A 12,940-nucleotide genomic window follows, 5' to 3' on the forward strand; every position below is an offset into this window, starting at 1 on the left:
ACGAGCACCTGCTGCGCCAGTACCTGCGGTCGGTGCTCGGTCCGATGGCGATGGCCACGATCACGCCGAGCGTCGTGCGGCCGACACCATCAGGGCTCGTGACATTCGCCCGGCGACCCTCGAGAAGCTCTGGTGATCGTCGACGCCATGCCGGAGCGCTTCCGCGCGCTCGTGTTGCTGTGCGCGTGGTGCGCCCTGCGCAGCGGTGAGGTGCTCGAGCAGAGGCGCAAGGATGTCGACGGCGCCGTCGGGACGGTGCGGGTCACGCGCGCCCCCGTCCTGGGTGGGCGGTCAGCCCATCGTGGGGACGCCGAAGCCGGCGGCCGGGACGCGGGTGGTCTTCATGCCCCCGCACGTCATCCCGGCGATCGCCCACCTCGACACCATGACCCTCGGCAGCGAGGTCATCGGGACGGCGGAGCACGGGTGCCGCCTCCGCGTGCACCGTCGACCACCTCGACCACCTGCGGTTCGAGCGGCTGGTCGGTCGGGCTCGTGAGCTGCGCCGTTCGCGGAGCTCAACGGGTGGCCTCCCGGACGCATTGAGCTCGGGCGCCTGGTCGAGCTGCACCACGACGCCCCTTTACATTGGACACGTGTGTCTGGTTTACTAAATCGGACACAGACGTCCAACATAGATGGGAAGGCTGACATGGACCTCCTCGACTCCCACCCTCCTGGTCACGCACGGGCCACCGGCGGCACCCCTTCGCGGCGCGGGCTGCTTGGCGTGTTGCTGGTGGCGCAGCTGATGGTGATCCTCGACATCTCGGCGGTGAACGTCGCCCTTCCCGACATGGCGGAGGAGCTCGAGCTCGCCGGAGGCGACGTCGGCTGGGTGATCACGAGCTATTCGATGATCTTCGGCAGTCTGCTTCTGCTCGGCGGGCGCGCCACCGACCTGCTCGGCCGCCGACGCGTCTTCTTGGCCGGCCTGGCCGTCTTCACCGTGGCCTCGCTCGTCTCCGCTCTGTCCCTGAGCGCCCCGATGCTCTTCGCCGCGCGTGCCGGTCAGGGTCTGGGTGCCGCGATGCTCTCGCCTGCCGCCCTCTCGATCATCACCACCGCGTTCCAGGGCAAGGAGCGGGCCAAGGCGCTGGGCGCGTGGGGCGCGGTCGGCGGGGCCGGGGCCGCGGCCGGGGTCCTCCTGGGGGGCGTTCTGACCGACGTGGCGGACTGGCGTGCGATCTTCTACATCAACCTGCCCATCGGCGTGGCGCTCGCCGTGGCCACGCTCAGGGTTGCACCAGCCGATCCCGCGCGACCGAAGTGGCGCGGGCTCGATCTGCGCGGCGCGACCTTGGCGACCGTCAGCCTTGCGGCCGTCTTGTATGCGACCTCCCAAGCGGGCAGCGCCGGTTGGGCCTCGGCACAGACGCTGGGTCTCGGCCTGGCCGGAGCCGTCGGGCTGGCGGGGTTCGCGGCCCTGGAACGTCGCACCGGCCAGCCGCTGCTTCGCGTGGAGCGGCTCACCGACCGCGCCGTGGGCGGCGGGTTCGTCATGATGCTCATGGCATCGGCCGTCCTCTTCGGGATGTTCCTGCTCTCCTCGCTGTACCTGCAGAACATGCTCGGCACCGGCCCTCTGCAGACCGGGCTGGCGTTCCTGCCCGTCGCCATCGCAGCGGGGGTGGGTGCGCACGTGGGCAGTCAGTTGGTGAACCGCTTGGGCGTTCGTGTCCCTATGGCCGGCGCGTTTGCCGCCGTGGCCGTCGGCATGCTGCTGCTCACCGCTGGTGCAGGTCGATCCGGCAGCTACATGGTCAGCCTGCTGCCCGGCATGGTGCTCGGCGGGCTCGGCCTCGGGGTCGTCCTGGTGGGTGTCGCCTTCGCTGTCCTGACCGGCGCGCGCGACGACGAGAGCGGGATGCTCTCGGGTCTCAACACGACCGGACACGAGGTCGGCGGCTCGTTCGGTGTCGCCGTACTCGTCTCGATCGCGACCGCGGCAGCGGAAAGCGGGTCGAGTCCAATCGGCGCCAGCGGATTCGCGGACGCCTTCCTCGCCGCCGCCGTCCTTGCTGCCCTGGGCAGCCTGACGGCGCTGGTCGTTCTGCCCTCGGCGCGTACCTTCCTGCCACAATTGCGACTCGCGCCGGCACCGATAGGGATGCACTAGCAATGACGCCAACCGACACGACCCGCAACTCCGCCCCCCGCGGCGCTCGCCCTCGACGTGCCGATGCGGAGCGAAGCCAGGCGCGGATCCTGGAGGCGGCACTCGACGCACTGGCCAGCGACCCCGACGTCAACATGGCCGAGATCGCTCGCCGCGCAGGCCTCGTTCGCGCAACCATCTACGTCCATTTCCCGACCCGGGAGTCGCTGATGGAGGCCGTCACCGAACGCGCCATCGCCGAGGTAGCGCAGGCGATGGCGGCCGCCGAGCCCGAACGCGGCGACCCCGCCGAAGCTCTGCAACGGGTGCTCACGACTGGCTGGCGCGAGCTCGGCCGATTCCACGCACTGGTCGGGATCAACGCGCGCCAACCCCAAGCCGAGCTTCGCCGGCGCCACCGTCCCGTATTCGCGTTCCTCCAGCCGCTGATCGAACGCGGCCAGCACACGGGCGCGTTCCGATCAGATGTGCCAGTTGCATGGCATATGGCGATGCTGCTGGCAATCGTCCACACCGCCAGCGGCGAGCTTCACGCCAACCGGGTACCGACAGACGCGATCGAGCCTGCGCTCGTGGCAACGGTGCTGGGGGCGCTGGGCGCACGACCCGAGTAACGCGCTTGCCTGGTTGAGCCCTGACGGCGCAGCCCTCAGGTCACGGTCGGGTCCTGAGCGGTGGTGTACGACGGCGATCCCTTGAGGTCGTGTGTTTGGGGTGGATCTGCTGCGGCGATCAACCCGGGTGTGCAACTCCATATCTTGGTCGTCGCTGCATCGCCGCCGGAGGGATGGCCCCGGTCCTTGTCGCATCGCGAACCAGCGCCACACCGCCGCGAATGCTCGGCTCCACGGCACCCTGACATGCGATGCTGACCTTCGTCCGGCGTCTGTGACCACGACGGGATGTAGATGGCTGACCCTGCGCGTTCGTTCGAGCTGCTCGACACCAGCATTGCGGATGTCCTCACGGCTTTGCGCAGGGGGGACATCACGAGCGTCTGGCTCACGGGGTGCTACCTGGATCGCATCGAGACCTTTGATCGTGGCGCTGACGGGCTGAACTCCATCCCGGTGCTCAACCCGAACGCTCTGGTCGAGGCCGCTGAATCTGACCGACGCTGGCGTGCAGGGATCCCTCGGGCACTCGAAGGGGTGCCGTACACGGCGAAGGACTCCTACAGTGTCGAAGGCCTCACAGTCGCGGCGGGCTCGCCGGCGTTCGCACACGTTCGCGCCCGGCAGGATGCGTTCTGCGTGGAGAAGTTGCGTGAAGCCGGCGCCGTGCTGATCGGCAAGACCAACATGCCGCCCATGGCCGACGGGGGAATGCAGCGCGGCCTGTACGGACGGCCCGAGAGCCCATACAACCGCGACTTCCTCGCCGCGGCCTACGCGTCCGGCTCATCCAGCGGATCCGGTGTCGCGACCACGGCGAACCTCGCCATGTTCGGCATGGCGGAGGAGACCGTGTCGTCGGGCCGCAGTCCGGCATCGAACAACGCCCTGTGCGCATACACCCCCTCCTGGGGTCTCATCTCCATCCGCGGCAACTGGCCGTTGCACCCTGCCCGAGATGTCGTCGTGCCCCACACCCGCTCGATGCCAGACATGCTCCGCATTCTCGATGTGCTGGTGCAAGACGACCCGGAAACCCGAGGTGACTTCTGGCGCCACCAGCAAGTACTGAAGCTTCCCCGGCCCAGCGGGCACCGGCCACGCTCCTACCTCGAGCTGCTCGATCCCCGAGCGTTGCAGGGCAAGCGGCTGGGCGTCCCCGCCCTGTTCCTCAACCAAGACCCGCGCACGCCGATTCCCATCCGATCGTCCGTGCTCGACCTGTGGAATGTGGCCCGCCAGCGCCTCGAGTCCCTGGGCGCAGAGGTTCTCGTCACCGACTTCCCGCTCATCGAACAATACGAACAACCCATGCGGACCGGGGTGCCGCACGTGCTCGACCAGCTGCCCGCCACGTGGCGCTCCGCCGAGCAAGAACACTTCCTGCCCTTCGGCTGGGACGACTTCCTGCGCGCCAACGGCGACCCCACCTGCAGGACACTCGCCGCCGTCGACCCCGACCAGATCGCACCCCGCCCACCGGGCACGCTGCCAGACCGGTTCGACGACGAGGCCGAACGATTCGCCAAGGCGGTGGCCTTCGCTCGCGCAGGCATCCCCGACCCCCGCGGACGCGAAGACTTCGCAACCGGACTCACCGCACTGCATTCACTGCGCACGTCCCTCTTCGAGGACTGGCTCGCGCAGCACGATCTCGATGCCGTCGTGTTTCCCGCGAACGCCGACGTGGGGGCAGCGAACGCCGACGTCGACCCCGACGCCGCCGACCATGCCTGGTCCAGTGGTGTCCACTTCTCTCATGGCAACCTTGCGCTACGCCACCTCGGCATCCCAACCGTCACGGTGGCGATGGGGATCATGTCCGACATCGGGATGCCGGTCGGCCTCACCTTCGCGGGAGCCGCGTACGCAGACCTGCAACTCCTGCGGTTTGCAGCCGCGTTCGAAGCGGGCGGCTCTGGCTCCCTGCGCCGCCCGCCACCCACGACCCCGGCGCCCAGCGCAGAACCACACTGAGCTCCACGGGGCTGAGCTCGCGGGTCGGGCCCTTGCCGCCAAGCCCTTATCCAGCGCGCCCACGTCGAGCTGTCCATCCGTCAGCTCGGCCAGCGGCCGCAGCTGGACTCCTCGTCCTACGCGCCTCCGTGGCCGCCACGGTAGTTATCGAGGACTACGCCGACACCCTCCGCGGGTACCGAGTGCTGCACTCTGTCGGTCAGGGCAACAAGCCCGCCACCATGCCCGTCACGGTCCCCGCGCTCCGCGTGCTGGAAGCCTGCCGCGGCCAGCGCACTTGCGCCTGCTCGTCCTGCGACCCTTGTCCGGCAAGCCGGTCGACCGGCGCGACGTCTACCGGATGGTCGCCAGGATCGCGAAGACGGCCGGGATCCCGCGGCACATCAGCCCGCACTCCTTGCGGCACGCCGCGATCACCAACGCACCGGACACCGGCGTCCCGCTGCGCGACGCCCAGATCCTTGCCCGGCACGCCGACCCCCGAACCACCGAGCACTACGACCGGGCCCGCGGCAACCTCGACCGTCACGGCGTCCACTTTCCCACCGCCTACGTCGCCGGCGTCTGACATCGGGTCACTCCACCAGCGTCGACTCCGCCCACTGTGGGGCCCCACACGCGGCAGGTCCCGACCGGTGGGGGCGCCCCGGCCGGACTCGGCGGGCGCGTTCGCCGCCTCCGGCTTTCCTGCCGGCGGGGCGGGCCGGTCTCTACTCTCGGACCCTGCCGGTCTCGTACCCCCACATCGCAACCTCCACCCGGTTCCGGGCGCCGAGCTTGGCCATGAGGCTGCCGATGTGGGTCTTCACCGTGCTGAGGCTGATGTGCAGCTCGGCGGCGATCTCTGCGTTGGTGCGACCCCGGGCGATGGTGAGCAGCACCTGCTCCTCGCGTTCGGTGAGTGGGTCGAGGGGCTGGGCGGGAGGAGCTGCCCGACCCGTGCGCGCGAACGTCGACAGCAGCCGGCGGGTGATGCTGGGCGAGATGAGCGAGTCACCTCGGGTGGCCGCCCGGATGGCCTCGCCGAGCAGCTCGGGTCCGGCGTCCTTCAGCAAGAAGCCGGTGGCCCCGGCCAACAGCGCACCGTGCACGTACTCGTCGAGGTCGAAGGTGGTGATCACGACGACCGCGACCGGGTCCTCGACGCCCGGCCCGGCCATCTGACGGGTCGCTTCGACCCCGTCGAGGACGGGCATCCGGATGTCCATCAGACACACGTCGGGACGGAGCTCTTGGGCCAGCCTCACCGCCTCCTGCCCGTCGCGCGCCTCCCCCACGACCTCGATGCCGTCCAAGGTGCCGAGGATTAGCCGCAGTCCGGTCCGCACGAGATCCTGGTCGTCAGCGACCAGCACCCGGATACTCATGTCGGCACCTGCCGCGGCAGTGTCGCGCTGACGGCCCAGCCGCGACCGGGGCAGGGACCTGCCCGGCACGCGCCACCCAGGAGCAGCGCGCGTTCCGCCATCCCGGTCAGCCCGAACCCCGCTTCGTGGGCAGGATGAGCCGGGCCCGGATCACCGTCGTCGCGGATGACGAGGCTGACTGTCGACCGGTCGCCGGCGATGCGCACGTCGATCAGGGAGGCGTTCCGGGCATGCCGCAGGGCATTGGTGACCGCCTCCTGAGCGATCCGGAAGACTGCGGCGTCGATTGCCGCCGGGAGGGCGGTCAGGTCACCCGAGACCCTGACCTCCACCCGCGGCCCGGAGGGCGAGGCCCTGGACAACCGCTCGAGGTCAGCAACACCGGGCTGCGGGGCGTAGTCGACGGGTGCCTCGCGGCGCAACACGCGGACCATCGCCCGCATCTCCGCGAGCGTGCGCGACGCCTCCACCTCGATCACCTCCAGCGCCTCGAGCGGCGACGAGGGGCTGGTCGCGGCAAGGGCGCGCCCTGCTTGGGCGTGGACGGCGATGGCGGAGACGTGGTGGGCCACCGTGTCGTGCAGCTCCCGCGCCAGCAGGACCCGCTCCTCCGACTTCACCTGCTCCAGCCTTCGTTCCCGGGCGCTGTGCTGGGAACGCACGGCCAAGCCCAGGGCGAATGCTGACATCAGGAAAGCCACCCCGCCGATCGCTTCAGCCAACCCGGCCCAGTTGGCGAAGAGCGCCAGGGTCGCCGGGACCAGGATGATCGCCAGACCCGCCACCGCCTCGCGCCCGGAACCCCACCGGAAGAGCGAGTACGGCAGCAGCATGAAACAGAGCATCGTGTACGCGTCGATCGCCGGTATGTCAGCCGCGATCAGGCCGACGTCCACGACCGCGACCACGCCAAAGACGGTCGCGACGACCGCGAGCGGGTGCGTACGTCGCCAAAGCAGCAGCGGCGCCAATCCGACCGCCAGAGCCACCGACAGCCCCGGTAGCGGCAGGTCTTCCCGCACGACCCACTCCAGCACCCCGGAGACCATCACGACCGCCAGCAGCGCCCAGTCCCGCCACACACGAACCGGCGGGGCCGAGGGCCGGGGCTCCTCCAGCAGCGACCGCAGTGGATTGCTCACCCCCTCAGCGTAGGGATGGAGCGCCGGCAGGGGACCGACCGAAAGTCTGACCCCGCGTCCGGCCAAAGGCACGACCGCTTGGCCGCTTCGCCGCCCGACGCCCGTGGATCGGTATCGGCAGCGGGGTGGCACCGTTGATCTACTGTCATCACGCTTCGTAGGTGAGGTCGCGTCATCGGCTGTCGGCCTCGGACACTTCGAGCACGAGCTTGCCTCGGCTTTCGCCGGCGGCGAGTCGGGCGAATGCTGCGGGCGCATCACGCAGTGGGTACACGTGGTCGATCCGCGGCGTGACGGCACCCTGGGCGACGAGGGCGGTCACCGCCTCGAGCTCGGCTCGTGACTGGGGGACGACCAGTACGCCGACTCTCTTTCCGGTGGCACGTCCCACCAGCGGGCCGGCGATCGCGGTGCTCAGCAGGATCCTGGCCAGGCCGCCCACCATCGCGTACCTGCCGCCGCGCGGCAGGGCGCGGTGCACGCGCAGGGGCGAGCGATGGGCCACCAGATCCACGATCAGGTCGAAGCTGTCGCGTTCGTCGGCCCAGTCCTGGGTGGTGAAGTCGATCGTGCGGTCGGCCCCGATCTCGCGCAGGAAGTCGGTCTTGTCGGCCCTGTCGACCGCCGTGACCTCCGCCCCGGCATGCTTGGCCAGCGCGACAACGAACACACCGCCGGCGCCGCCCGCGCCGTTGACCAGAACCCGATCTCCCGGCCGGACATCGGCGGTCGCCCTGCGCGCGATTCCGCCCGCCTGCGGGATCGTCGAGGCCTCCGCGAACGACAGCCCGCCAGGCTTGCGGGCCAACAGGTCGGGTCGCGTGCAGACGAGCTCGGCAAGCCCGCCCCGGTAGCCGGCCAGCTCGCCGAACAGCTCGTCGCCCACGGCATACTCCGTCACCGCACTGCCCACCCCGGCGACGACGCCAGCGACGTCGGATCCCGGCACCGGGTGCCGCGGTCGGCGCAGCCCGTTGGACCACCGCGCGTACGCCGGACGTCCCGTCAGGTTCTCACGGTCCGAGCCGTTCAAGGAGACCGCTCGCACTCGCAGCAGAATCTCGTCGTCGGCGGGGACGGGCTCCGGGAGCTCGCCCAACCGGAGGACGTCCGGAGTGCCGTACCTGTCCTGGATGACCGCTTGCATCGGGACCCCTGTCTGCGACCGACGCCGCTCGCTCGCACCGACGCTAAGGCGGCGCGGAGTCCAGCCATTGTCCTGGTCACTTGTGGCAAGTGTAGGGATGCGTCACGTTCCTGAGATCGGCCCAAGGCACGGTCCCGCCCCGTACTTTCGGTCAGGGAAAGAGTGGCCATCGCACCGATACGCGCACGACGCGATGCCGCGAGGGTTGAGCCCATGATCACAGTTGAGTCCCTGACCCGGAGGTACGCCGGCTTCACCGCCGTCGACAACGTCTCCTTCACCGCCCAGCCCGGCCGCGTGACCGGCTTCCTCGGTCCGAACGGCGCCGGCAAGTCCACCACGATGCGCGTCATGGTCGGGCTCACCGCCCCGACCTCCGGCTCCGCCACCATCGACGGCGTCCGGTTTGCCGACCTCCCCAACCCCGGCCTTGAGGTCGGCGTCCTCCTCGACGCCTCTGCCCAGCACGCCGGCCGCACCGGACACGAGATCCTCACCGTCGCCGCCGACACCATGGGCCTGCCCCGCACCCGCGTCGCCGAGATGATCGAGCTGGTCAGCCTGACCCCCACTGAGGCAAAGCGTCGCGTGCGCAACTACTCACTCGGCATGCGCCAGCGCCTCGGGATCGCCACCGCACTACTGGGTGACCCGAAGGTGCTGATCCTCGACGAGCCCGCCAACGGACTCGACCCCGCCGGCATCCGCTGGATGCGCGACCTGCTCAGGGGTTACGCCAACCAGGGCGGCACCCTGCTGCTGTCCTCGCACCTGCTCCACGAGATCGAGGTCATCGCCGACGACCTCGTCGTGATCGGCAACGGCAAGATCGTCGCCTCTGGCACGAAGGACGAACTCCTCGCCGCGGCCGGGACGCTCGCCCGCTCGACGTCACCGCGCGACCTCGCCGACGCGCTCCAGCAGGCCGGGATCCCCAGCACGCTCGCAGGGGACGGCTCCGTCCGCACCGACGCCGACCCCGCTCGGGTCGGGGCCGTGGCCAGGAGCGCCGGCATCACCCTCACCGAGCTCCGCTCCGCCGAAGGCGCGGGTCTCGAAGACATGTTCCTGTCGCTCACTGCCGACACCCAACGCGAAGGAGTTGCGGCATGACCGCCACGATCGTCCCCCCAGCCACCACCACGGAAGGCGCACAGGTCCGTCGGACCGCCCCTCCCATCCCCATCACCCGAATCGTCACGGTCGAGCTGCGCAAGATGTTCAACACCCGCTCAGGATTCTGGATGCTCGTCAGCATCGGCGTCCTGTCGGTCATCTCGGCCGGGTCGGTCCTCATCTTCGCTCCCGACAGCGACGTCACCTACGAGAGCTTCACGAGGGCGAGCGGGTTCCCAATGTCGGTGATCCTGCCGATGATCGCCATCCTGGCCGTCACCAGTGAGTGGAGCCAGCGCAGTGGGCTCACGACATTCACGCTGGTGCCGAGCCGCGGACGGGTGATCGGCGCCAAGGCGATCGCGACCCTCCTGGTGGGCCTCGGCTCCGTGGCCGTCGCCTTCGCTGTAGGCGCCGTCGCCAACGTGGCCGGTTCCGCACTCGCCGGCGTCGACGCCGTGTGGGACATCTCGATGTCCATGGCGCCGCAGTTGGTGCTCTTCAACCTGATCGGCATGGCCATCGGCTTCACCCTCGGCGTCGTGCTGCGCAACTCTGCAGGCGCGATCGTGGGCTACTTCGTCGTGTCACTGGTGCTGCCGGGCATCCTCGTCCTCCTGGCCCAGGTGCGCCCGTGGTTCGAGGACCTGCAGCCGTGGATCGACTGGAACGAAACGCAGGTGGCGCTCCTCGAAGGCGCCATGGACACCGGTGAGGAGTGGGCGATGCTCGGCTCGACCACGATCATCTGGATTGTCATTCCCCTCCTCGTCGGGCTGCTCTCGCTGCGCCGCTCCGAGGTCAAATAGTCTGCGGCAGCCGTACTCGAGGGAAACAACCATCGAGCGGTTCGGAGGCATCGACGTCCTCATCAAGAACGCCAGACGAGCCGTGGCCTGCCCGGTCGAGCACATCGACCTCCCCGAGCTCAGTGACGTCATCGAGCTCACCGTCATCGCCCCCCTGCGTCGGTTCAGCTCGTCGTGCCCCGGATGCGGGAACAGGGAACGGGGCAGATCATCACCATCAGCTCACAGGCAGCCACCAAGGCCATCCCGTTCATCGGCGGCTACGCCGCGACCGACCGCACCCTGCTACCCCACGTCGTCACCCCGCAGGCCGTCGCCGACGCCGTGGCTGAGGTCATCGGCTCAGGGGAGGCCGAAGTCGGCGTGCTGCCCCGCTGGCCACCCCGGCACTGTTGAGAACCGGCACGTCGACCGCACATCCGGAACCGCGACGGACAGCGGCCTGGTGGCGACCATCACCGCGGTCCTGGCCATCCCACTGCGCACCTGACATTCGGGTACGTGCCCTGGCCGCCCACCGCCGGGGACCCTCGGAGACCCGCAGCGCGACGCGGGCCGCCGGCATACGCGAATCAGCTTCAGTCCCAATGAGTCCCACTGCAACGATCACCGGCCCACACCGGTGGCCTCATGAAAGAAGGAGGCCAGCCAGGGCCGCGACCCTGACCGGGCACACAGTGGCTGCAGTGGCTGCCGACCGGGCACGAACTGTGACAGTTCGTGCCCGATCAGCGCGTACGTCAGGAACCTGGTTACCCAGTCACTTCACCTCGGAGTGGCGCAGGAACCACAGCCCGACCACGAGTGGAGCCACGATCCAGATCGACGTGGTCGAGCCGAGCATGGCCCACTCGCGTCCTGTGTCGGTGGCCCCCTCGAAGAGGTTGACCTGGGTGTAGTTCCAGTCGATCCAGGGCTGCAGGTCGGCGAACCACTCGCGCACCTGGGCGAGCAGCGCGAGGATGCCGGGTAGCACCAGCGAGACGACGAAGTAGCCGACGATGGCCGCGGGTGAGTTGCGGAGTACGACGCCGAGCGTGAAACCGATGGCCATCCCCACGACGTTCCCCAGCACAATCTGCGACGCATCGACGAGGGTGACGTCCCAGACGGTGTCGACACCGGCGAGGTTCGAGCCGATCACATTGCCGAGGGCACCGATGGCGAAGGCGACGGCCATCGACACAACGCCGACCAAGAGGGTCGCAATCGCCTTGGCGCCGATCACACGGCCCCGACTGGGCATCAGGGTGAACGTCGTGAGCCCGCTGCGCTGACTCCACTCGCTGGTGACGGAGAGAATCGCGATCATCGGCAGGATCACCGACATCGGGAAGCCCAACGCGGTGGCGAAGTTCGTGTAGTTGACTGCCTCGTCCGGCGCGAAGATGATCACGGCGCCGGTGGCGATCACCGAGAGGACACCGATGCTGACCAGCATCCAGCAGCCGGAGCGGGTGTTGAACATCTTGCGCAGCTCGACCTTGACGAGGCGCGTCGTCGGAATGGAGCGCGCAGTGCGTCGTACGGGCTCGACCGCCGCGGCGGTGTCGGGAGAGATGGTCGTGGCGGTCATGCCGCAACTCCTTCGCGTTGGGTGTCGGCGGTGAGGGACAGGAACATGTCTTCGAGGCCCGCGCCTTCGGCGGACCTGAGCTCAGTGAGGGCGATGCCGGCAGCCAGGGCGACGCTGCCCACGTGAGCGGGATCGGCGTCGGTACGAACCGAGCCGTCACCGGCCAGGTTGCTGGGGATCCCCGCCTGCTCGAGAGCATGGGCCAGGTCGCGGGGTGACGCAGCGCGGGCGAGGGTGCCAGCCGCGGCCAGGAGTTGCTCCTTGGTGCCGGAGGCGACGATCCTGCCGTTGCCGATCACGACGAGGTCGTCGGCGATGACCTCGATCTCGTGCAGCAGGTGCGAGGACAGCAGCACGGTGCCGCCCTGGTTGGCATAGCCACGGAGCAGGTCGCGCATCCAGCGGATGCCGGCCGGGTCGAGACCGTTGGCCGGCTCGTCGAGGATCAACACCTTCGGGTCACCCAGTAGTGCGGTGGCGATGCCGAGGCGCTGGCGCATGCCGAGTGAGTAGTTGCGCACGCGACGCTTTGCCTCAGTCGGGGTCAGGCTCACCAGCTCGAGCATCTCGTCGACGCGGGTGCGGGGCAGGCCCATCGTGTCGACGGCGACGGTGAGGATCTCCCGGCCGGTGCGTCCCGCGTGCTGGGCCGAGGCGTCGAGGAGGACGCCGACCTCGAGTCCCGGGTTAGGGAGGTCGGCGTACCGGACTCCGTCGATGGTGGCGGTGCCGGAGGTCGGGGCGGTGAGGCCGACCATGACCCGCATGGTGGTGGACTTGCCAGCGCCGTTCGGGCCGAGGAATCCCGTCACGCGGCCGGGCCGGGCAGTGAAGGAGACGTCGTCGACGGCGGTGAAGCCGGCGTACTTCCGGGTGAGTGAGTCAACGGTGATCATGTGCCCAATGCTTGCGGCAGTGCGCGTTTGGGCACATCGGGTGTCGCCCCCAGACAACCCCTGTATGACCCCCGGTCGACCCTGAGTCGAGATGGGCCGTGGCGGGGTGCCGATGCCACCGGATCCGGAGGGGAACAGACGAATGGGCTGGCGACGTCTTCCGCCGCGGGTGGGCGA

The 12,940-nt window shown here is 69.4% G+C and carries 12 protein-coding genes; 7 read left to right on the forward strand and 5 right to left on the reverse strand.

Annotation, left to right across the window (positions count from 1 at the left end):
- Positions 1 to 652: 652 nt before the first annotated feature.
- From N801_RS13520 to N801_RS13535, 4 genes are all read left to right on the forward strand, one after another.
- On the forward strand, positions 653 to 2,119 hold the full coding sequence (locus N801_RS13520) for an MFS transporter (RefSeq protein ID WP_052113008.1): 1,467 nt from the start codon (positions 653 to 655) through the stop codon (positions 2,117 to 2,119).
- Between the two features lie 2 nt (positions 2,120 to 2,121).
- Complete coding sequence (locus N801_RS13525) at positions 2,122 to 2,733, forward strand: TetR/AcrR family transcriptional regulator (protein WP_052113010.1); 612 nt, start codon at positions 2,122 to 2,124, stop codon at positions 2,731 to 2,733.
- Between the two features lie 294 nt (positions 2,734 to 3,027).
- Complete coding sequence (locus tag N801_RS13530) at positions 3,028 to 4,710, forward strand: amidase (RefSeq protein ID WP_035938758.1); 1,683 nt, start codon at positions 3,028 to 3,030, stop codon at positions 4,708 to 4,710.
- Positions 4,711 to 4,987: 277 nt separating this feature from the next.
- On the forward strand, positions 4,988 to 5,278 hold the full coding sequence (locus N801_RS13535) for a tyrosine-type recombinase/integrase (RefSeq protein ID WP_035938761.1): 291 nt from the start codon (positions 4,988 to 4,990) through the stop codon (positions 5,276 to 5,278).
- Between the two features lie 142 nt (positions 5,279 to 5,420).
- On the opposite strand, the gene N801_RS13540 is transcribed toward N801_RS13535, so the two are convergent.
- The 3 genes from N801_RS13540 to N801_RS13550 all read right to left on the reverse strand — a co-directional run bounded on the left by N801_RS13540 (position 5,421) and on the right by N801_RS13550 (position 8,366).
- Entirely contained in the window at positions 5,421 to 6,077 is a 657-nt protein-coding gene (locus N801_RS13540; RefSeq protein WP_035938763.1) for a response regulator, read from the reverse strand.
- Positions 6,074 to 7,219: a sensor histidine kinase gene (locus tag N801_RS13545; protein ID WP_035938765.1), complete on the reverse strand. Its 1,146-nt coding sequence runs from the start codon at positions 7,217 to 7,219 to the stop codon at positions 6,074 to 6,076. Before N801_RS13545 ends, N801_RS13540 begins: the two co-directional genes overlap by 4 nt.
- Positions 7,220 to 7,391: 172 nt before the next feature.
- Entirely contained in the window at positions 7,392 to 8,366 is a 975-nt protein-coding gene (locus N801_RS13550; RefSeq protein WP_035938767.1) for an NAD(P)-dependent alcohol dehydrogenase, read from the reverse strand.
- A gap of 213 nt (positions 8,367 to 8,579) precedes the next feature.
- On the opposite strand from N801_RS13550, the gene N801_RS13555 reads away from it, so the two are divergent.
- The 3 genes from N801_RS13555 (at position 8,580) to N801_RS13565 (ending at position 10,687) form a co-directional block, all read left to right on the forward strand.
- The gene (locus tag N801_RS13555; protein WP_035938769.1) at positions 8,580 to 9,479 is read left to right on the forward strand and encodes an ABC transporter ATP-binding protein; all 900 of its coding nucleotides are present in this window, start codon (positions 8,580 to 8,582) and stop codon (positions 9,477 to 9,479) included.
- The gene (locus N801_RS13560) at positions 9,476 to 10,291 is read left to right on the forward strand and encodes an ABC transporter permease subunit (RefSeq protein ID WP_035938771.1); all 816 of its coding nucleotides are present in this window, start codon (positions 9,476 to 9,478) and stop codon (positions 10,289 to 10,291) included. Before N801_RS13555 ends, N801_RS13560 begins: the two co-directional genes overlap by 4 nt.
- 183 nt (positions 10,292 to 10,474) lie before the next feature.
- Positions 10,475 to 10,687 carry an SDR family oxidoreductase gene (locus N801_RS13565; RefSeq protein ID WP_035938773.1) on the forward strand — a complete coding sequence of 71 codons (213 nt, stop codon included), beginning with the start codon at positions 10,475 to 10,477 and terminating at the stop codon, positions 10,685 to 10,687.
- 364 nt (positions 10,688 to 11,051) lie between these two features.
- Here N801_RS13565 and N801_RS13570 read toward each other — a convergent pair whose 3' ends face one another.
- Together N801_RS13570 and N801_RS13575 are read right to left on the reverse strand one after the other, a co-directional pair.
- Positions 11,052 to 11,759, reverse strand: a complete 708-nt coding sequence (locus N801_RS13570; protein WP_245618451.1) for an ABC-2 transporter permease — start codon at positions 11,757 to 11,759, stop codon at positions 11,052 to 11,054.
- A gap of 104 nt (positions 11,760 to 11,863) precedes the next feature.
- Positions 11,864 to 12,763, reverse strand: coding sequence for an ABC transporter ATP-binding protein (locus N801_RS13575; protein WP_035938778.1), 900 nt, complete (start codon positions 12,761 to 12,763; stop codon positions 11,864 to 11,866).
- Positions 12,764 to 12,940: the final 177 nt, after the last annotated feature.

This window comes from Knoellia aerolata DSM 18566 (assembly GCF_000768695.1).
In the GTDB taxonomy this organism is placed as follows: Bacteria; Actinomycetota; Actinomycetes; order Actinomycetales; family Dermatophilaceae; genus Knoellia; species Knoellia aerolata.